We start from the raw sequence: 21,035 nt of genomic DNA, 5'->3' as shown, positions 1-21,035 counted from the left end.
ACCAATATATTATACTTTATATGCACCTATGTTATCAAACAATAGGAATGTCATCGCGATAGTAGGCCCCACGTGTACCGGTAAGTCGGCCCTTTCACTCGACATGGCCGAATTGCTGGGCGGAGAAATCATAAATGCTGATTCCATGCAGGTCTACAGGCATTTCAATATCGGGACCGCGAAGCCCGATGTCGCCTCTTTCGAGAAATGCGGCCACCACCTGATCGACATAGTCGATGCCCACGAGGAATTTAATGCGGCGATCTTCAAGGAAAGAGCAGATGAGGCCATCCGCCAAATAAAGATCCGCGGCAACCTGCCCATCCTCGTCGGCGGAACGGGTCTTTATCTCAGGGCTTTGGCCTACGGCCTGTTTGCCGCTCCCACGGATAAGACCTTGCGCGAGGAACTGAGGGACGTCTATGAGAAGGACCCGATCTTTCTCTATGATGAGTTGAAGCGCGTCGACCACGCATATGCCATGCGGATAAGCGTTAGGGATAAGGTAAGGGTCGTAAGGGCCGTGGAAGTCTTTCGTCTCACCGGGAAACCCATGTCGGAACTTGAGCGGGATCACGGTTTCGGGGAGGCCCGATATAGTATGCTCAAAATCGGCCTTAAAAGGGAGAGAGATGAGCTTTACCGGAGGATAAACAGAAGGGTTGACGAAATGTTCGTGAGAGGATGGGTTGGGGAGGTTGAAAAGCTCCTCTCCATGGGACTTGACGAGACAGCAAAACCTTTCTCAGGTATCGGTTACAGGGAGATCATTCTCTACATAAAAGGTTTAATTCATTATGACGATATGGTAGAAGAGATAAAGAAGCACACGAGACATTATGCGAAGCGTCAGTTTACCTGGTTCGCAAAAGAGAGAGATGTGAGCTGGTTCAGGTATCCCGAGGATAACGAGGATATCAGGGTCAAAACCGCAGAGTTTTTGGAGAGATGGAACTAAAGAGGATTATCGAGGCAGTCCTTTTCTCGTCGGCACGGTCAATCACCGCAAAACAGATGATAAAAAAGTTGGATGATTTCCCTCCTGAAGAGGTGCTGGAGGCGTTGAGCCGCTTGATCGCCGAGTACAACTCGGCGGACAGAGCTTTCTTGATCGCCGAAGTCTCGGGAGGCTTCCAGATGCAGACGAAGGCGGAGTACGGGGATTGGGTAAAGCGGTTCGTCAGGGAAAAAGAGATGGGACTCACAAGGTCCGTAATGGAGACCCTGTCGATTATCGCTTATAAACAGCCTGTGCCAAAGAAGGAGATAGACCGTCTGAGGGGCGTGGATTCGTCACGTGCCGTCAAACAGCTTTTGGAAAGAAAGCTGATCGAACTCGGGGGAAGACTTGAAGACGCAGGCAAGCCGATGGTATTCCGGACAACAAAGCTATTTCTTGAAACATTTTGCCTGAAGAATACGGCAGATTTGCCGACTCTTAAAGAAATAGCAAGTTTAGACGCCTGAAGTGAGCCAATATAGATATTTCCGAATTACTAATCTTCCAATAGAGAGCCATGATCAGGCCTTCATATCAGTTCCCGAAAACGGCCTTATATCAGGATTCTCAAGGAGAGATGAGAAAAGCGAAACTATCCAACAATCTCAGAGACTGATACCCACCGTTGACGGGAAGAGGGCGGCTATGGAGATACCCCTCAATACCCCCAAGGTCAAGGACCTCACCATTCAAAGGCGAGATTGACCTGCCGGAAGGAAGTGGTGACTATTGCGTACAATGAAGGCATTTTAGGCCTTTGGCCAGCGTATCTTCGGTATCTATATGGCGGAAGGATAAGTTATGAAAGCGCCATCCATCGCACGCTCTGACAGCCCGAATGACGTATAAGCTTAAAAATCAAGATGGCTGAAGCGAGGAAGGACGACACGGATCAAGGAAAGAGCCGTATTTTCAGGCTCAAAACTGACGACGAACCGGACGAACCGTTTGAAAAACCGTTTATTTATTAGGTAATAGCCCGCCTCTATACTTCTGTCAACCCCCGCAGTCGCTCTGGTCGCCCTTGATTTTTGAGAGGGCGTGAGGAATGGCGCCGAGGACGAAGGTGAGACATTCAGTAGCGGCTTTCGGGCTGCCAGGCAGGTTTATAATGATGCTTTCCCTGCGGATTCCGCATATGGCTCTTGAAATGATGCTGTGGGGCGTGATCTTATAACTCTCCATGCGCATGACCTCGGCAAAGCCTGGAAGCTCGCGGTCAATGACCGACCTTGTGGCTTCGGGCGTCACGTCCCGTTTACTCACCCCCGTGCCGCCGGTGGTGACGACCACATCGACACCCTTTTCGTCAATCTGCTCGATAATCGTTTGGGCAATAACTGATACTTCGTCCGGTATTATGGTGATGCCCGTTACCTCAAATGTTTTCTCAAGAATTTTTCTGATCTCCGGCCCGCTTCTGTCGACTCTATGGCCTGCTGAACCTTTGTCGCTTACTGTAATAATGTGCGCTCTTAAGCCCATCACTACCTCTATCTCGTCTCCCACGGATACGGTCCCGTCATTTAGCACCTCGACGAATATCCCCTCCCGCGGCATCACGCAGTCGCCCACCTGTTGGAATATGGCGCACCGGCTGTGACATTCTTTGCCTATCTGAGTTACTCTGACAAAAAGGCTCTCTCCGATCCGAAGGGTTGTTCCTATGGGAAGGGCCGGGAGGTCAATCCCTTCAACAGTAAGGTTTTCGGCGAAATCACCGGCGCCTACATGAACCCCTTTTGTTCGCATCTTCTCGATGCTTTCCGCTGAGAGCAGGCTGATCTGCCGGTGCATAAAGCCTCCGTGGGCATCGTTCTCAAGACCGAACGCCCTGATAACCTTGCACTGTCCGATATTGTGTTTCTTCTCACCCTTGTTGTCGCTTACATTTACCGATACCACTTTTCCTTTTGTCATATTCCCTTATTTATCAATCAATTATTTATTTTTTTGTAACTTGTGCTGCTCCGGTTTTTATTTATTCGCTTCTTTATAAACGGCTGAATTTGCTTTACCTCCGTGAAACTTTCCTTATCCCTTCAAGCGCCTGCTGTTGACGGCTATGATATCAACCCTCGGCAGCATCAGACTTTTCCTTGCACGCACATCAAGCGTCTGCTGCTGATGGCCATTAACCGGTGGCTATCGTTTATAGTTTCCGCTTTTCCCCCCGCTTTTCTCAAGGAGAAAAAACGGACCCAATTCTATGCTTTTGTCCACGGCCTTGCACATGTCGTATATGGTAAGGGCTGTGATCATTGCGCAGGTAATGGCCTCCATTTCAACGCCTGTCTGCCCTCTCGTCTTGACGAAAGAGGTGATTGTCACACTTCCTTCGTTATCATCAAAGGTAAAACCCACGTCTATGTAGGTGATGGGTAGCGGATGGCAAAGCGGGATAAGGTCGTGGGTCTTCTTTGCCCCAGTAATGCCCGCTATTTTAGCCACAGTAAAGATGTCGCCCTTGGGACCCTGGCCCGTTCTTACCAGATCGTAGGTCGCCCTCGCCATCTTCACCTTTCCTGTAGCTCGAGCTTCCCGCTCCGTCTCCTGCTTCCCGGATACATCTACCATGCGGGCCTTGCCGTCTTCGTCAACGTGGGTCAGCTTCATAAATCCTCCGTAAGGAAACCTCTGACTTTAGTCAGAGAAAGTCTGCGATTTTAATCAGGGGTTATTTACGAGACTTCCATGTTCGTCAATCATCCTCCGATGTGCCGCAAGTTTCTCTGACATTTTTTTATCTGGTTTATCTCCTCTTTCCGCTCCGGCTTCGCTTTCACAGCTTCTTTGATAAAGGCGCGTATCTCGTCGTCCGGCGTATCTGATCTGAGCATGGATTTCACGTCGTACTCTTCGTCCGCAAATAGGCACGGTTTGATGGTACCCTTGGCAGTGAGGCGGATCCTGTTACACTGATGGCATATGTGGGTGGAAACTGGGCTTATGAAGCCCACTCTCCCCACGCCCCCCTTGATATGGAAGACCCTCGCCGGCCCTGATGGCCCTGCTTGAGACTTCGGAATGGGTGTAATGACGTACTTTGTCCGTATGATTTCTTCTATCTCGGTGGAAGTGATGATGTGGGCGCTGTGCCAGAGATCCGAATTGCCGAAAGGCATGTACTCTATGAACCGGACCTCAACATTACGGGTCTTTGCCAGCTTCGCAAAATCGAGGATTTCGTCATCGTTGAAGTCTTGGATGATTACTGTATTAATCTTCACCGGGTTTAGGCCGGATTTTACCGACGCCCTGATGCTCTTTAACACCTCGTCGAAGGCGTCTACCCCCGTGATATAGGCGAATCTATCTCTCTTCATGGTGTCGAGGCTTATGTTGACCCGCCTCAGGCCTGCCTCCTGGAGTTCGGGGAGCATCCTGCCGAGTAAGACGCCGTTGGTGGTAATCGCAACGTCCTCTATGCCGGGAATGGACTCAATCTCCTTGATGAGAAACGGTATGCCCCTCTTCACCAGGGGTTCGCCCCCTGTGAGGCGGATTTTCCTTACCCCCAACCCCGCCGCGATGCGGACGAAACGTATAATCTCCTCGTATCTCAGGATCTGTTCATGAGGAATGAAGGGAAATTGACCGTCTACGCAGTACTTGCATCTGAGATTGCACCTGTCAGTAACGGAAATCCTTAGATAATCGGTCACCCTGTCGAACCGGTCCGTCAACGTTCCGGTTTCTTTCAGGTTACTTATTGACATACTTTATTGTGCCAGTCTCCTTTGTGTTGTAGCCGCCCATCTCTTCAAGCCTCGCCCTGAATTCCGGGGACCGGATCAGGTCCATGAGGTATGCGAATCTTTCGTCCTTCATAAATTCTTCTGAGACGAGAAGATCGTAATCCTCTTCCATCAGGGGGATACAATCAAGGGAAAAAAGCTTCGATACCCCGTAGATGCCGATACCTGCGTCAGCTATGCCTTCCTTGACCAGTATGCCTACCGCAGTGTGGGACGACTCTTCTCTGTCATACCCGCGGATAGATCCTTTCTTTATGCCCTTATCCTTTAAGAGTGTATCGAAAAGAATCCTGGTGCCCGAGCCGGACTGCCTATTGACAAATAGTATATCATTTCTTGCGAGGTCTGTCACATCATTGATTTTCGCGGGGTTTCCCTGCTTTACGAGGAGCCCTTGCATCCGTTTGGCGATGTGTACGAGGGTCCATTTTTTTTCTGGAATGTACTTAAGTAATGCCGGAATGTTATAGATCCTCTCTTCTTCGTCCAGGATGTGCGTGGTGCAAAGCGAGGTAATGCCTTTCCCAAACGCCATGATGCCGCTCATACTTCCAACATGAGTCGAAATGAGGTCGCTGTCGGGATATCGTTTCTTCCCCATGTCCCGAATGGCGTCAAGCGACAGATCGTGACTGCCCACCACATGGATCCGCTTCGAAAGCGTATCTTTCTGAACCATGAGTTCGCAGTTTAGCTCCTCGCCTTCATCATAGCCTTCCACGTGCCCAGGGATGGTGATGAGGCCGTCGGCCCTTGCCATAGAAGAAAATATGGACGCTCCTCTCGGAAGGGGAAACGCGTGGTATACTTCTTTTTCTTTCACGAGGCTAACCCTCAAAATCTCTTCAACCCCGATCCTTGACGGGATTTTGTAAGGGGTTACGCATTTGATCAGCCTTCTTGAGAGCCTGGTGTTTGAAATCTTTTCGTAGAGCGGTTCGAGGAAGGCCTTGAAACTTACGACAGCGGAGACGGGATAACCTGGGATGCCGAACACGGGGGCGCCCTTCACCATGCCGAACATGACGGGTTTGCCGGGCATCATGGAGACCCCGTGAAACACGATCTCCCCGAGCCTGCTGATCACGTCTTCCGTGAAGTCCTCGCTTCCCGCGCTTGATCCGGCATTAACGAGGATCACGTCATAATTTTCGGCAGCGTTCGACAGGAGATTAGCGAGATCTTCTCTGCTCAAAATGATGCCGGACTGGGTTGCTTTAAATCCCAACTCTTCGGCAAGGACGAGCAGGGTATAAGAATTGAAATCAATAAGCCGATGAGGGAGTTCCTTAGCCGTCTTATCGTAAGGGTCCACCAGTTCCCTGCCTGTGGGGATAATAAGGCAGGTCGGCTTTCTCTTTACGGAGACGGTATTTACCCCTCCGGACAGAAACATGCCCACATCAAAGGCTCTGATACGGTGATTGGCGGGCGCCAGCATATCACCTTCAATGATGTCTTCTCCTGTCATTCTCACATTCTGCCACAGGTAGACAGGCCTTCTGATGGTGATATGGGTATCAGATTCCTCAATATCCTCCCTCATGATAACAGCATCGGTCCCGAAAGGCATGGGATCGCCAGTATTAACCCGAAAGGCCTTGATCTCTTTGGCAAGAACCACGGGCCTTGTCACGTCAGCCTCCACTGTCTCCTCAAATGGCGCGGCATACCCGTCCATGGCGGAGCATATGAAGGGCGGGTTCGACGACGCGGCATAGACAGGCTGGGCGGTGACCCTGTCCCTGCACTGATGGGCCGGCAGATACTCCTCTTCTTCAATGGGGAAGAGGCGCTCAAGGACCATCTTTACCGCCTCTTCTCTCTTTATCGTATGCAGGTATCTTTTAGTCAAAGAGATACACCTTCACTTCTTCGCCGGTCTCAAGACCCTCCCTGCCGTCTGGAACTATCACATATCCTGACGCCATGGCGAGAGAGGAGATGACTGCTGATTTGGAAAAGACCGGCGCTGCTTCGAGACGCCCTTCCGTATTTTCGAGTCTCACCCTCACGAACTCCTCAATTCCATAGGAAGACGGGATATTGGTGGATAAACGGGCGTTGGCCGTGAGTGGCCGGTAGTCTCTCTCGCCTGCAAGCCTTGCAAGCAGGGGGAGGACAAACCTGACCGTGGCCAAAACACATGAGGCCGGATGCCCCGGCAGACCGAAAAGGGATTTCCCCTCGAATTCTCCGAATATGGTGGGTTTTCCTGGTTTAATGTTGACCCCGTGGAACAGGATACTCCCTCCTATCGCTTCGACGGCGGCAACGACAAAGTCTCTCGCCCCCTTGGAGCTGCCCGCGGAGACGAGGATTAGGTCGGAATCCTTTGATAAGCGAAGCATCGAGGCGATATCTTTCATGTTGTCGGCGGCGATGCCTTGGAACGTGACGGCGGCCCCCCTTCTTCCGAGAAGTCCGGTAAGAGTATAACGGTTGATATCCCTGATTTTTCCCGGAGGGGGCATAACGTTGATATCGACTATCTCGTCGCCTGAAGATATGATGCTCACCGACGGCTTCACAAAGACGGGTACACGGGATATGCCGAGGGCGGCAAGTATCCCTGTGTGAAAAGGCCCGAGGCGGGTGCCTGAGGTGAGTACCACGGCTCCATTATGTATATCCTCACCCTTAAAGCAGATGTTTTCACCTCTAAACACACCCTTTGTGACTTCCACCGCATCGTCCATCTTGCGGACGAACTCCTGCATGACCACGCCGTCTGCTCCCCCCGGCACCATGGACCCGGTGCTGACGTATATGGAGGACCCTTCGGCAAGACTCAGGTCTGTTTCCTCTCCGATCTTTATCTCGCCGGTTACGGCGAGAAGCGCGGGGCTTGTCTCTTTGGCGCCGTATGTCTCTTTGGCCATCACCGCATATCCATCCACAAGAGACCGTGGAAATTGCGGGATATCCTCTCTAGATACAATGTCCTCGGCGAGTACCCTTCCGCAGGCCTCCTCAATAAGGACGGCCTCGGTCTTGGGAGAGACGGCAAACGATCCGATCATACCGAGCGCTTCCGTCGAATTGATGGATTTCAGGAATTCCATGAGATAAAACGACTCCTATCCGAAACGGCCAGTGATATAATCTTCAGTCCTATTATCCTCGGGAGACGTGAAAATATGCGATGTATTGCCGAACTCCACAAGCTCACCCAGGAGCATGAACCCCGTGTAGTCGGAGACACGCGCTGCCTGCTGCATGTTGTGGGTCACAATGAGGATCGTGTAATCCTTCTTCAGCTCCAGCATAAGCTCTTCAATCCTGAGCGTCGCTATAGGGTCAAGGGCAGAACATGGTTCATCAAGAAGGATGATCTCAGGCTCCACTGTGAGGAGCCTTGCAATGCAGAGCCGCTGTTTGATCTCTTCGGACAGGCCGAGGGCGGCGGCTGTCAATTTGTCTTTCAAATCGTCCCACAAACCCACTGCCCGCAGGCACCGCTCAACGACTTCCTGTTTCTGTCTCCTGTTTCCAATACCGTGAATCTTAAGGCCGTAAATCAGATTTTCATAGACGGAAAAAGGAAACGGGTTGGGCCTTTGAAAGACCATACCCACTCTCTTGCGGAGATCAATAATGTCCACCTCCCGGATGTCCTGCCCTTCCACCCGTATGGTCCCGTCGATCCTTACATCATCAATGAGGTCGTTCATGCGGTTAAAGCATCTTAAGAGCGTCGATTTGCCGCACCCGGACGGCCCGATAAGGGAGGTGATTGATCGGGGGTACGCATGAAAGTCCACATCAATGAGACCATGAAAGCTTCCATAATAGAGATTAAGTTTCTCTGTATTGAGTGCGTATACGTCCATTATCCGAATTTCCCCTGGATATAGTCTTCGGTCTGCTGCACGGATGGATTCGTGAATACCTTTTCGGTAGGGCCGTATTCCACCAGGTCGCCCATGTAAAAGAAGGAGGCGTAATCCGTGATGCGGGCGATCTGCTTCGTGTTGTTTGAGACAAGGATGATGGTGTAATCCTTCTTCAGCTCGTCTAAGGCTTCTTCAATTTTTGCCGTCGAAATGGGGTCAAGGCCGGAACATGGCTCGTCAAGGAGGATTATCTCGGGTTTTAGCGCCAGCGTCCTCGCGAGGCAGAGCCGCTGCTGCTGGCCGCCGGAGAGTTTCAGAGCGGAGGAGCCAAGCCTGTCCTTCACTTCGTCCCAGAGTACCGCCTGCCTAAGACTCTCCTCCACGATTCGTTTTAGTTTCGCCTTATCGCCTATGCCCTGAAGTCTCGGGCCATAGGCGATATTCTCAAATATTGAGCGTGGAAGCGGTATGGGAACCGCAAATACAGTACCCACCCTTCGCCTTAATTGGACGTCATCAATCTCCTGGCCCAGGATGTCCGTATTGTCAATGCATACGTTACCTTCTATTTTGACCCCGTCTTCAAACCCGATCATCTTGTTGATGATTGATATGAGTGTTGATTTGCCGCTTCCCGCAGGCCCCATGAACCCGGTTATTCTGTTCTTGAATACGTCGGCGCTTATTCCTTTTAGAACTTCGTTCTGCCCGAAGGACACCTTTAGTTTTTCTATCCGTATCTTAATCTCCATGGCCGCTCACGAATACTTCGATATCACCCTGTTCATGATGTAATACGCAACGATATTAATGCACAATATGCTGAGGATAAGGATCAGCGCGGTAGCATAGGCCTTCTCCATGGAGATACCTTCCCTGGCCAAAATATAGAAGTGGACGGCCATTGTCCTCCCTGAATCCATGAGTGACGTGGGGACCCGGAGCGAACTGCCCATGGTGAAGATGACGGCTGCCGTCTCGCCCACGGCCCTTCCTACGCTCAGCATTATACCGGTCAATATACCCGGAGTGGCCGAAGGTATCACAACCTTTGTCACCGTCTCCCACCGGGTGGCGGACAGAGAGTAGCTTACGATTCGGAGGTTCCTTGGCACGGCTTTTATTGCCTCTTCGCTTGTTCTTATGATGGTGGGAAGAATCATTATGGTCATGGTCAGAACTCCCGCGAGGACCGACCATCCCATCTTGAGCTTGATGACGAAGAAGATAAAGCCGAAGAGACCGTAAAGAATGGAAGGGATGCCGGCTAATGACTCAACGCCGAACCGGATCATCTTCGTGAGTACCGACTCCTTGGTATATTCCGTCAGAAATATCGCTGTGCCGACTCCGAGCGGAGTGGCGAAGACTATGGAGATAAGGGCAAGAAGGACGGTTCCGATGATGGTAGAAAATATCCCGCCGTGTCTTCCCATGTCTTCCGGGGAAGAAAGGATGAATTCGAGATTCACATAGGGGGCGCCTTTCACGAAAATCACGGCGACGATGACCACCAGGATACTTACGGTGAAATAGGTCTGGACGTTTAGACCTATTTTCATAATAGTATCGGTTATGCGCGGCTTAATCCTCATTTAAGAACCTTCCGCTTAATCCCGAAATTAGCGATATAATTAAGAATCATGATAATAACAAGGAGCACGACCCCGGTGGAAAAGAGGCTTTGACGGTGGTCCCCGGTAGCGTATGCAAGCTCCAGGGCAATGTTACCCGTAAGCGTCCTCAGGGGGTCCAATATGCTTACCGGGATTTTAAGGGCGTTCCCGGCAACCATGATCACCGCCATTGTCTCGCCTATGGCTCGGCCCATACCCAGAATAAAGCTTGCGAGGATACCGGACTTGGCGGAAGGGATGACGACTTTGTAGATCGTCTGCCACTTTGTGGCCCCCATGGCGAAAGAACCCTCCCTGTATGTCCGGGGAACGCTCACCAGGGCGTCAAAGGAGATACTGATCACAGTGGGGAGGATCATTATCCCGAGGATAATTGATGTGGCGAGAAGTGAAAAACCGGAGCTGCCGAGGTAATTTCTAACCATAGGGACAATGTAGATCACGCCTAAAAAACCGTAAACCACCGAAGGAATTCCAGCAAGGAGCTCCAAGGCTGGCTTGAGGAACATCTTCATTTTCTTCCCCGAATATTCCGAGAGGTAAATGGCGCACGAGAGTCCCATGGGCGCGCCGATCACCAAGGCGCCGAAGGTGACTAAAAAAGAGGATATGATCATGGGGAATATGCCGAAATGACCCTTTGTGGGAGCCCATTTGAATCCTAGGATAATCTTATTCAGACCCACCTTCAGGAATAGCGGCAGGCCTTCGACCAAAATGAAAGCGAAGATAAGAAAAAGAAAGAGGAGGGATGAAAAGGCAAAGGCCGTTAGCACCCAACTGACAAAACGCTCTTTCGCAAAAAGTTTCTTAGTCATTGACTGAAATGAGCCCCTCTTTCCTCAGAATGCGCTGTCCATCTTTATTAAGCACGTAATCTATAAACGTTTTTACATTTGCCGTTGAATCCTCGTTTGTAAGGTAGAGAAAGGGGCGTACGATCCGGTACCTCTTTGCTTTGATGTTATCGACTGTGGGCAGGATTCCGTCAACGGCCAGAACCTTAACCCGCTTATCTACGAGTCCCATGGATATGTATCCTAGGGCATATGGGTCTGTGGCCACGATCTCCCTGACGGAGCCATTCGAATCCTGAACCATTATGCTGTCGTCGATGTCCAATTTTTTCATCACCAGATCTTCAAAGGACCCGCGGGTCCCAGAACCTTCCTCCCTCGTGATAATGTCAATTTTCCTGTCCACCCAGCCGAGTTCGCTCCATCTGGTTATCCGGCCCGCATAAATATCGGCCACCTGCGTGAGCGTAAGTTGGCCAACGGGGTTTTTGGGGTGCACTACAATTGATATCCCGTCGAAGCAGATGACAGTTTCCTTCAGGACCATTTCGTCTTCTTTTAGTTGTCTCGAAGACATGCCTATATTGACGGTCCGGTTCATGCATGCCTGGATGCCGGCGGTAGAACCACCGCCCTGCACATCTATCACGAACTGGGGATGGTCGACCATGAAATGCTCGGCCAGTTTTTCAGTAAATGGCATTACGGATGTGGAGCCTGCGACGGTAATGGTCTGTTTCTTCTCCCTCTGCCCGTCCATGAACGACCCGTAACAACCAGACAGAAACAAAATCACGGCAAGGGAGAAAATACCAAAGGCTCGCGTCACTATGTTATTCTCCGGCGTTATCCTTCAGATGCCTTATAATTTTTCCTTCAACCATGAATATTACAAGCTCGGCGATATTTACCGCGTGATCCGCCATTCTTTCAAGGTATTTGGAAATGAAAAGAAGTCTTGTGGCCCTGGATATGGTCTTCAAATCCTGCATCATATAGGTGAGCAGTTCACGGAATACCTGTTCGAGAAGCTGATCCACCTTTTCGTCTTCTTTTGTTACTTGTCTGGCCAGATTGACGTCTTCCTTCACGAAAGCGTCGAGGCTTTTCTTTACCATGAGCTGGACGGATTCCGCCATTGTGGGGAGGTCTATGTAGGGCTTTAGTTGCGGTTCCTGGTTGAGTTCCAACACCCGTTCGGAAATATTCACCGCCATGTCACCGATCCGTTCAAGGTCGTAATTAATCTTGATGGCCGTGGTGATGAACCTCAGGTCCCGTGCTGCCGGCTGGCGAAGGGCAAGGAGCTTGAGACAGAATTCATCAATCTCCACCTCCTTGGCGTTAACGAGATGGTCGTCGTCAATGACCTTCTCGGCTAACTTTGGGTCCCGCTCAAGAAGCGCCGTGGTGGCGTCTCTGATTGCCTGTTCCACCAAGCCGCCCTCGTAGAGCAGTTTTTCCTTGAGTTCCTTCAATTCCAAGTCAAAGGCCTTATAAATATGTCCGTCCAACTTGTATCCTCCTAAGGGGATTTATCGCGCAGATTATAGTAAGTTTTTCAAGGTAATGCAACATAATACGAAAAGTGCTGGCGGTATGAGCTTCTTAAGCCGCCTGTCCTCAATCTTGCAATCCATCGTGCATATAAACGCAATAAAAAAGCGGCCTTATAGCTTTTGGCAGATATAGTCCGCCGGGACTACCAGGATAAGTCGGATAAGTCCGGTAATGGAGAATAAATTGCATGATAAGTACAGCGCCGCCTACGGGGAGGGCGAACGTATCCATATAAGAAGCGACATAACGGCGGTACCTTGAATTGGCTGAGGGGCGCTGGCATGGGCTGGCCGCGATAACCAAGAAACAGCATGAACCGTGCGACGAAAAACATCTCTGTATATACACATATCTCCGTGCGTTCGGTTGAATTTAAAACAGCACGATTACATTCTCTTTCACCATAAAAATTACGGGAAATGGATGGCGGTTCGGGGATGAGCATAAGATAAGATGAGCATAAATTGGATGAGCGAGCCGGTCGGCCGTTGCCGGTCAAAGAAAAGATACTTTTTTCTTGACAAAAATTATGGACGTGATAATATCATTCTACGAACAAGCATTGCATTAGACGGAATAGTTAGCTTATATTCTCTCTGGTGCCGTTGTGAATGAGATGTTGCTTAAGAAGCTTACAGTTTCGAGTATCAGGGACAGGCCCCGCCTCTTCGCCATCGGCACAAAGCAGGGGTAAGGCCGGTAGGCAGGTAGAGTCGTGAAATAACGGAGGGGGATCCACCGGGGTTCAAAAAAGGGCATGGGAACGTTCCTAAAACAGATAAAGAAATGCTCTGCAGCCTAAAAGTACTGTTGACTCCGAGGACATTCTGTTGCAGATTAATCAAACTTAATTTCACTTAACGGAACATATGATCCAAGAAAAAGAAGAAGGCTTTTACAACAGATCTCTGGAAAGAGCCCTGCAAATATTGAATACATTCGATACGGAAAAGGAGAATCTCACCCTGGCGCAGATTTCCTCCATTCTGACCCTGCCCAGAGCCACAGTGCTCAGGCTTTGCTCGACACTGGTAAAATACAGTTTCTTAAAACAAGACCCGGAAACCAAGAGATATTCTCTCGGTATCCGGTTATTCGAACTCGGGAGTATTGTGTATAATTCTTTTTCCCTGAGAAGGATCGCGTCTCCCCATCTTTCCCAGCTAAAAATGAAAGTGGGCACCACGGTGTTCCTCGGCACGCTCAATAACGACGAACTGCTTTATATGGACAAAAAGGAGGATCCCAAGAACCCTGTCAGATTTACGTCGGCGATAGGCCGCCGCCGTCCGCCCTACTGGGGCATGCTGGGACCCGCCATATTGGCGCACCAGTCGGACAGCGAGATAGACCGGATTCTCGATAAGCACCGTCTTGAGCCCACGGCAAAAAAGTCTTTTGTAAATAAAGAGGAATTTGTGGCATGGCTTCGCCAGATTCGGGAGCAGGGATTCGCCATCGATGATGAGAGGGCCATGGACGGCATCAGCGGAGTCGCCGCCCCGATCCGTGACGCCTCGGGAAGAGTCTTTGCAGCCGTCGGTATCGCTTTTATTTCCTCGTCTCTCGATTCAAAGGGCGTAGACAGGATAGTAAAGGAAGCCACGGCCACAGCCAATAACATCTCACGGGAATTAGGCTGCACGGAGATAAAGGAATGAGACCTTGAAGCCGTCGGCCAAGGCGTTACTCTTTCGCCGTCTGCTTATTCGCAGGATAACATAAGACAAGAGGAAATGGCTTAAGCGAGAAATCTTTTTATTGGCACGGTTTGCAACCCCTCCGCGTTCTCTCCTTGCTGGCCGAACTTTTCCACCTCCGGTCTTCCTGAAGCGAATGCCGGAAACTGGCGCCTGACGCCCGCCATGTCAAAACCGGAGACATCATTCTTATTTTTTTGCCGGCCTTCGAAACTTAAAGCGAGGCGTCCGGCTATGAAATTTTGGGACATCTGGCATGTATATGGCGTGCCTTGAAAAAGCTCAACAAAATTGAGATCACGTGCTTTGTCAGGTAATGGGCGAGATTAAGAGAAAAGATCGGAAACCTTACAGATAAGGAACCGAAGGAAAGATAAGAATTTAGCTGACCCCGAAGAGTCAGGCTTAAATAGGATACACCAGATACACCAGGAGATGGTCATTATAAATTTAAAATAAAGGAGGTTTCATATGTCATTAGCAGGAAAACTGGCATTGGTAACGGGCGCTTCAATGCCGAGAGGTATCGGCAAAGCTGCGGCACTTGCCCTGGCCAGGGATGGAGCGGACGTGGTGGTCACCGGTTACAACAACATGGACGGCGTGAAAGTTGCCGCTGAAGAGATCAGGGCCATGGGCCGGAAATCAATGGCCCTTAAAGTAAACGGTCGGGACTATGCGGACGTGCAGAAAGCTTTCGCCGAGATCAAAGGGGAGCTTGGCCCGGTCAGCATTCTCGTGAACAATATGGCTCAGATGCGTCACTTCGTGCCCATGTCCAAAATTACCATAGAGGATTGGAAAGCCGATATTTCTCTCTGCCTTAACTCCGCTTTTTACTGCACCAAAGAGGCGTGGGCAGACATGGTGGCAAATAAATATGGGCGCATTATCAATCTGACTTCGGTTGCCGGCGTAATGGGCGGATCAGGACAGGCAGGCTACGCTGCGGCAAAATCAGGCCTCATCGGATTCACCAAATCTCTCGCCCTTGAAGGCTCGAGATCCAATATCACCGCAAACTGCGTCCTCATAGGCACGGCAAACACGGAAGCTTATTATGAGCCGATCCCCCAGGAAACAAGAGAAAGATTCGAGAAAAGGATTGCCATGAGAAGACCGGCCGAACCCGAAGAGATCGCCGATGCCATCGCTTTCGCCGTCTCCGACAAAGCAAAATATATGACCGGTGCCATCGTAAACATGATGGGCGGTCTCGATCTGTTCGTATTTTAAAGTAAAGAGGCAGTGGAGCGAAGCCCCGTGCCACGGCGCGCTATTCGCTCCACGCTCAAATATCAAAAAGGGAAGAGGCTTATGAAAAGCTATACCAAGGCATATCTCCCTTTCAAAGAATATTGCATAACCCCATTTTCCCCCTTGGCCCAAGGAAGTATGCAGAGAGATCTTTCCTGCTAAAGTCAAAGTCATAAAAACCTGCTGCAATCCGTTCGCTGTAGATACCCTCGCATTTGTTAAGTATTTTAAATACGACGCGATGAAGATGAACAATTTGTGGAAGATTTACTCGTCTATGTCGTCCCCAAGGACCGACCGCAGGCAGAGCCGTCGTCGATATGATCAAAGAACGCACCCTTCTTGGCGGAGGATGCGTTCTCTCCACCGGTTGCTCCGCTCTCCTGCTTTTATGCGGGTACGCCGTAGTCTTAGCACCGTACAATGCGACGCACCGGTATTTCAGCATGGCCCGGACATACTACATGACGCCGGCAGAACTTTTTTGAGCTCTTGGAGGCAAGGTTTCCGTATATCATTAGCAGACAGCCCGGAAGCATTTCGCCTCGCCCTCCAGACGGACCCTGTTATAAAAATTCCAGTGGATGCATAAGGACAAGGAGGTATCATGGAAAGCAACATGCTCGATAAGTTTCTTACAGCAGTGACCAAGGTCTTAAACGTCATCGGGGGTTCGGCCCTTACATTTATGATGTTCCTGACGGTCGCTGACGTCCTCATGCGTGCAGGCGGTCGCCCTATTCTCGGTACTTATGAGATTGTGGGGCTAGCCCTTGCCATCGTCATCGGTTTTGGCATCCCCAGTGTCTCCATGGACCGCAGCCACGTCTACATGGAGTTCCTTTTAGATAAGATGCCTGGGAACTGGAGGCAGATATTCAACACCTTTACCCGACTGCTCTGCATATTTCTTTTTATCATCATAGGCTACAACCTATTTAGCGTTGGAAACGAGTTCCACACCTCAGGCGAAGTCTCGCCTACCCTGGAACTTCCGTTTTTCCCCGTAGCCTACGGGGTAGGGGTTTGTTGCTTCATTGAAGTACTCGTTTTTGTGAACGACATCATCAAGATATGGAGGGGCCAATATGAATGAAATGATGGTAGGAATTATTGCTCTTCTATTTCTCCTCATTCTCTTTGGCACGGGCATTGAACTCGGCTTTTGCATGGCCCTTGTCGGTTTCATCGGGTTTGCGTATCTTAACGGCGTCTCGTCTGCCATGAACCTCATTGGCAGAGACATCTATGATGTTTTTACCAACTACGGTTATACGGTCTTCCCTCTTTTCATCCTCATGGGGCAGATCGGCTTCAACGCTGGGATCGCGGTGCGGCTCTACGGGGCGGCCAACAAGTTCGTTGGTCATATCCCCGGAGGCCTTGCCATGGCCACCGTGCTTGGCGCTACCGCCTTTAAAGCTATCTGCGGCTCCTCCGCCGCCACCTCCGCTACCTTCGCGAGTGTGGCAATCCCTGAGATGGACCGCTACGGCTACGACAGGAGGCTCTCTACCGGCATCGTGGCGACGGTCGGCACCTTGGGCTGCATCATCCCGCCGAGCGTGGTCCTCATTATCTTCGGAATCTTGACAGAGCAGTCCATAGGACAGCTCTTTATGGCAGGTATGATCCCGGGACTCATGATTGCCCTTTTCTTCCTGGGTATCATCTACGGGTGGGCAAAGATGAACCCGGCCATTGCCCCCAAATCTATCAAGGCCACCTGGAGCGCCAGAATGAAGTCCCTCCCTGAAGTCGTCTGGATCGGTATTGTCTTTATCATCGTGGTTGGCGGAATCATGGAAGGCTACTTTACCCCGACCGAGGCAGGGGCCGTCGGCACCTTCACTGTTCTTCTCCTTGCCGTCGTCAAGAGGGACTTAAAATTCCGCGGATACACGAAATCGGTGACCGAGGCGCTCAGAACCGCAGGTATGCTTCTCATGCTTATCGCAGGGTCCACGGTCTTAGGCCATTTCATCGCGGTGACCAATATTCCCCAGAAAGCGGCTGACTGGATTGTCGCTTTACCTCTCAACCGTTATGTCATAATGTTCCTCATCTGCCTCGTCTACGAGTTCGGCGGGTCTTTCATTGACGACATGGCTTTCATGATCCTCGCGACCCCAATCTTCTACCCTGCCGTCCTGAAATTGGGCTTCTCGCCTCTCTGGTTCGGCATAGTCATAGGCGTGGTCGTCATGATAGGGGTGGTGATCCCTCCCGTGGCAGTCTGTGTCTTTGTGGTAAAGAACATTACGAAAGAGCCTATGGGTAGAATCTATGCAGGCGTGGCCCCTTTTCTCATCTCTCTTTGCGTCATGTGGGGCCTTCTCTTCGCTTTCCCTCAACTCGCCCTGTGGTTGCCTTCGGTGCTTTATAAGTGAGGGTGCATAATAGCATATGAGAACGAAATGAATAAGGAGGTGAGACGGAGAAAAAACCACTAAACAGACATGAGGCGCACCAGATGTATGGAAAATACATGGTAAAAGGGTTGATGAATAGCTTAGAAACATAATCCGAAAAGAAAGATCTTTCATGCTGTATACGAAATTGGCTTGACAGTAGCAGATATTGTGATAATAAACCATATGTATACAAAGTAAAAACGGAGGTGACAAGATGGGAAGGAAGGTTACAGCTCTGTTGTTTGCAATTGCATTGGTCTTATCCGTTTCTTCAATGGCTGGCGCAGATGTCATTAAACTCAAGTTCGCCAACTATTTCCCGCCTACCCACATGAATTCCGTAATGATGGGCAAGTATTGCGAGGAAATAAACAAAAAACTGGCGGGCAAAGCCGAAGTAACACAGTATACGGGCGGGACGCTCCTCACCGCGACGAAGATGGCGGCAGGCGTGTCGAGCGGGATCGCTGATATAGGCCTTTCGCATCTGTCTTACTCGCGGGGCCGCTTCCCGGTAATGGAGATTATGGAACTTCCTCTCGGGTTCCCGAGCAGTTGGATCGCCACCCATGTTGGTATGGATTTTTATGAGAAGGTAAAACCGAAAGAATGGGACGCCTATCATCCTCTCATGTTCTCCACCAGTCCCCCGAACGTGATCCAGACATTGAAGAAACCTGTAAAGACACTTGATGAGTTGAAGGGGCTTAAAATCAGGGGTTCCGGAAGGATCGGAGATATCGTGAAAGCCTTAGGCGCAATACCGATGCCCATTGAGACGGTCGATCTCTATGAAGCGTTAAGAAGGGGTGTGGTCGATGGCACCTATACGCCTCTTGAGACATTGAAGGGTTTCAAGCTGGGAGAGGTGGAGAAATACAGCTCCGCCACATGGAAGGTGGGAAGCGTCTTTCAGTTCTATGTTGTCTTCAACAAGCGCAAATGGGACAGCTTGCCTCCAGATGTGAAAGATATTTTTACGGAATTCTCAAAGGAATTCGTTGAGAGATGGGCAGTGGAGTGGAATAAGATAGACTTCGAAGGCAAGGAATATTTTATGAAGCTTGGCGGGCAGATTGTTCCCGTATCCGACGCCGAGCAGGCGAAAATGGTGAAAGCCGTGGAGCCGGTGGTCAGCGATTACAAGAAAGATTTAATTGCCAAAGGGTTCAAGGCTGCCGAAGTTGACGGCTGGGTAAACTTCGTAAAAGAGCGTATCGAATACTGGAAGGGCCAGGAAAAGGAGCAGAAAGTGCCGACTGTGTATTCCTATTAAGATAAGAATAGAACAAATATTGAAGAGGGGCTTTATAAGGCGCAAGCCTTAAAGCCCCTCATTTATTTGGAGGAGGGTGTTTGTTTGTTTCGATCCGTGCTTAATCGGGTGTGGACGGCCCCTTGCCCTTTATCCTGTGGGGTGGGGACTGCCCTTGTGCTAGCTCACCCCACGCACTTGATTCAAATTCCGCCTGTAAGTTCCGTTATTTCAGGGTTTGGCCCGCAGAGGATGCAATTGGGGTTTTTGCTTGTCTCCACGAACCGGGAGGTCAATGTAAGGGCGTTATAGACATAGAATTTATTGATCATGGGTGTACCGATACCGAGAATCAGCTTCAGCGCTTCGGTCGCCTGGACCAGGCCGATCTGTCCCGGGATGACCCCCAGGACCCCCGCCTCACTTCAGGTAGGAGTGAGACTGCGGGGCGGCGGCTCACGAAAAAGGCACCTCAGGCATGGCCCTTCCTTTTTGGGCCAGAACACCCCCGCCTGGCCGTCAAATTGTACCGCCCCTCCGAAAACGTAGGGTTTATTTAAGAAATAGCTCGCATCGTTGAGAAGAAATTTCGTGTCCAGGTTATCGGTGGCATCCATTACGACGTCGAAGCCGTCTATAATATGGACGGCATTTTTTGAGGTAAGGCGCGAGTTATAAGATATGACTTTCACATCTGGATTTATTCTTTCAATCGTTTCTTTCAGGGAATCAACTTTGAGCCTGCCCACGTCCCCTGCGCTGTGTACCACTTGCCTGTTGAGGTTTGAGAGGTCAACCCTGTCGAAATCGACGATGCCCATGGTTCCCACACCTGCGGCGGCAAAATAAGGGACGGCGGAAGATGCGAGTCCGCCGGCTCCGACTATGAGGACCTTTGCATCTAAAAGCTTTAGCTGACCTTCTTTGCCGATCTCCTCAAGGAGCATATTTCTGCTGTAGCGATTAAGCTGGTGAACGGTGAGCCTGCTGTCGGAGACAACATCTCCCCCTCCGCCGAGCCAGGCGTCGTATCCTCCCCGCAGGGAGCGGGCATTACTGAATCCCATATCCTTAAGTTTGCGGGCGGCGGCTACTGAACGGTCGCCCACCGCGCAGTAGACGATAATGGGACCGCTCCGGTCGCTTGAGAGTTTGTTTAACTCCCCTTCAATGAGGCCCGGAGGAACGAACCGGGCGCCTCTGATATAACCCAAATATATCTCCCTGCTGCCACGTATGTCGATGGGTATGGTCCGGTTGTCAGACACGAGAAGCTCTTTCGCTTCTTCAACGGATATTTCAAGATCGGTTGGTATGTCTTTAGTTTGGTCTGTCATAAGCGTCTATTTGGAAATTGGTTTAAGGCCAAAATCCTTGTGTCATCTTGATGCTGGGGGAAGGGGTTCTCTCCGGTGTGGTCAGATAGTCGTGGATTATATATGTATATGATGGAGTCGAAGATACAGTAATAATCTGACCGGGCGCAGTGCCTGATATTCTCGGTGTGAAGCCTGGGTTCGCTGGTATTGGCGGGCATATATCGTTCTTCCTTAATCCTGTGTTCCTATTTTCTTGCTGCTTATGCTGTCCAAAATAACCGGCGGTGGTTCCTCGCCAGGATAGTTAAAGTCCATTATTGATTTGTTTAGTTCGACAGCTTCCTTTAACTGTTCTATTGACTTAACACCGAACAGTGGAAAAAGCGGCTTAAACATCAAACATTCTTTGAAACCAGTCCTCAAACAATTCCTTACGATCAGTGTTGAGATATGCGGCCTTCATATTTTCTTTCACAACTTTTGTGTTTGGGTGCGTATCTCC

The 21,035-nt window shown here is 50.3% G+C and carries 20 protein-coding genes; 8 read left to right on the top strand and 12 right to left on the bottom strand.

Features of this window, described 5'->3' with window-relative positions:
• Positions 1–28: 28 nt before the first annotated feature.
• The 3 genes from miaA to LBQ00_07985 are packed head-to-tail and all read left to right on the top strand — an operon-like array spanning position 29 to position 1,705.
• Entirely contained in the window at positions 29–958 is a 930-nt protein-coding gene (gene miaA, locus LBQ00_07995) for a tRNA (adenosine(37)-N6)-dimethylallyltransferase MiaA (GenBank protein MDR2018788.1), read from the top strand.
• Positions 949–1,467, top strand: coding sequence for an SMC-Scp complex subunit ScpB (gene scpB, locus LBQ00_07990; GenBank protein MDR2018787.1), 519 nt, complete (start codon positions 949–951; stop codon positions 1,465–1,467). Before miaA ends, scpB begins: the two co-directional genes overlap by 10 nt.
• Before the next feature lies 1 nt (position 1,468).
• Complete coding sequence (locus LBQ00_07985; GenBank protein ID MDR2018786.1) at positions 1,469–1,705, top strand: hypothetical protein; 237 nt, start codon at positions 1,469–1,471, stop codon at positions 1,703–1,705.
• 291 nt (positions 1,706–1,996) lie between these two features.
• Here LBQ00_07985 and LBQ00_07980 read toward each other — a convergent pair whose 3' ends face one another.
• The 11 genes from LBQ00_07980 to phoU form a co-directional block, all read right to left on the bottom strand.
• Positions 1,997–2,920, bottom strand: coding sequence for an MOSC domain-containing protein (locus LBQ00_07980; GenBank protein MDR2018785.1), 924 nt, complete (start codon positions 2,918–2,920; stop codon positions 1,997–1,999).
• Positions 2,921–3,145: 225 nt separating this feature from the next.
• Positions 3,146–3,616, bottom strand: a complete 471-nt coding sequence (gene moaC / locus LBQ00_07975; GenBank protein ID MDR2018784.1) for a cyclic pyranopterin monophosphate synthase MoaC — start codon at positions 3,614–3,616, stop codon at positions 3,146–3,148.
• Between the two features lie 89 nt (positions 3,617–3,705).
• A complete protein-coding gene (gene moaA, locus LBQ00_07970) occupies positions 3,706–4,719 on the bottom strand; it encodes a GTP 3',8-cyclase MoaA (GenBank protein ID MDR2018783.1) in 1,014 nt (337 codons plus the stop codon).
• Complete coding sequence (locus LBQ00_07965) at positions 4,706–6,613, bottom strand: molybdopterin biosynthesis protein (GenBank protein ID MDR2018782.1); 1,908 nt, start codon at positions 6,611–6,613, stop codon at positions 4,706–4,708. The genes moaA and LBQ00_07965 overlap by 14 nt, the downstream gene beginning before the upstream one ends.
• Entirely contained in the window at positions 6,606–7,823 is a 1,218-nt protein-coding gene (locus LBQ00_07960; protein MDR2018781.1) for a molybdopterin molybdotransferase MoeA, read from the bottom strand. The genes LBQ00_07965 and LBQ00_07960 overlap by 8 nt, the downstream gene beginning before the upstream one ends.
• Before the next feature lie 15 nt (positions 7,824–7,838).
• Positions 7,839–8,591 carry a phosphate ABC transporter ATP-binding protein PstB gene (gene pstB, locus LBQ00_07955; GenBank protein ID MDR2018780.1) on the bottom strand — a complete coding sequence of 251 codons (753 nt, stop codon included), beginning with the start codon at positions 8,589–8,591 and terminating at the stop codon, positions 7,839–7,841.
• Positions 8,591–9,346 carry a phosphate ABC transporter ATP-binding protein gene (locus tag LBQ00_07950; GenBank protein ID MDR2018779.1) on the bottom strand — a complete coding sequence of 252 codons (756 nt, stop codon included), beginning with the start codon at positions 9,344–9,346 and terminating at the stop codon, positions 8,591–8,593. Before LBQ00_07950 ends, pstB begins: the two co-directional genes overlap by 1 nt.
• 6 nt (positions 9,347–9,352) lie before the next feature.
• Complete coding sequence (pstA, locus tag LBQ00_07945; GenBank protein ID MDR2018778.1) at positions 9,353–10,189, bottom strand: phosphate ABC transporter permease PstA; 837 nt, start codon at positions 10,187–10,189, stop codon at positions 9,353–9,355.
• Positions 10,186–11,049, bottom strand: a complete 864-nt coding sequence (pstC, locus tag LBQ00_07940) for a phosphate ABC transporter permease subunit PstC (protein MDR2018777.1) — start codon at positions 11,047–11,049, stop codon at positions 10,186–10,188. Before pstC ends, pstA begins: the two co-directional genes overlap by 4 nt.
• The gene (locus LBQ00_07935; protein ID MDR2018776.1) at positions 11,042–11,857 is read right to left on the bottom strand and encodes a phosphate ABC transporter substrate-binding protein; all 816 of its coding nucleotides are present in this window, start codon (positions 11,855–11,857) and stop codon (positions 11,042–11,044) included. Before LBQ00_07935 ends, pstC begins: the two co-directional genes overlap by 8 nt.
• A gap of 4 nt (positions 11,858–11,861) precedes the next feature.
• Positions 11,862–12,542, bottom strand: coding sequence for a phosphate signaling complex protein PhoU (gene phoU, locus LBQ00_07930; protein MDR2018775.1), 681 nt, complete (start codon positions 12,540–12,542; stop codon positions 11,862–11,864).
• Positions 12,543–13,457: 915 nt separating this feature from the next.
• On the opposite strand from phoU, the gene LBQ00_07925 reads away from it, so the two are divergent.
• The 5 genes from LBQ00_07925 to LBQ00_07905 all read left to right on the top strand — a co-directional run bounded on the left by LBQ00_07925 (position 13,458) and on the right by LBQ00_07905 (position 19,235).
• A complete protein-coding gene (locus tag LBQ00_07925) occupies positions 13,458–14,249 on the top strand; it encodes an IclR family transcriptional regulator (GenBank protein MDR2018774.1) in 792 nt (263 codons plus the stop codon).
• Between the two features lie 510 nt (positions 14,250–14,759).
• The gene (locus LBQ00_07920; GenBank protein ID MDR2018773.1) at positions 14,760–15,524 is read left to right on the top strand and encodes an SDR family oxidoreductase; all 765 of its coding nucleotides are present in this window, start codon (positions 14,760–14,762) and stop codon (positions 15,522–15,524) included.
• Between the two features lie 628 nt (positions 15,525–16,152).
• Entirely contained in the window at positions 16,153–16,641 is a 489-nt protein-coding gene (locus LBQ00_07915; protein ID MDR2018772.1) for a TRAP transporter small permease, read from the top strand.
• On the top strand, positions 16,634–17,935 hold the full coding sequence (locus tag LBQ00_07910) for a TRAP transporter large permease (GenBank protein ID MDR2018771.1): 1,302 nt from the start codon (positions 16,634–16,636) through the stop codon (positions 17,933–17,935). The genes LBQ00_07915 and LBQ00_07910 overlap by 8 nt, the downstream gene beginning before the upstream one ends.
• A gap of 238 nt (positions 17,936–18,173) precedes the next feature.
• Positions 18,174–19,235, top strand: a complete 1,062-nt coding sequence (locus LBQ00_07905; GenBank protein MDR2018770.1) for a TRAP transporter substrate-binding protein — start codon at positions 18,174–18,176, stop codon at positions 19,233–19,235.
• Positions 19,236–19,639: 404 nt separating this feature from the next.
• Here LBQ00_07905 and LBQ00_07900 read toward each other — a convergent pair whose 3' ends face one another.
• Entirely contained in the window at positions 19,640–20,551 is a 912-nt protein-coding gene (locus LBQ00_07900; protein MDR2018769.1) for a ThiF family adenylyltransferase, read from the bottom strand.
• Between the last annotated feature and the right edge of the window lie 484 nt (positions 20,552–21,035).

This window comes from Syntrophobacterales bacterium (assembly GCA_031274925.1).
Taxonomy (GTDB): domain Bacteria; phylum Desulfobacterota; class Syntrophorhabdia; order Syntrophorhabdales; family Syntrophorhabdaceae; genus PNOM01.
This window is presented reverse-complemented; position numbering and strand designations above follow the sequence as displayed.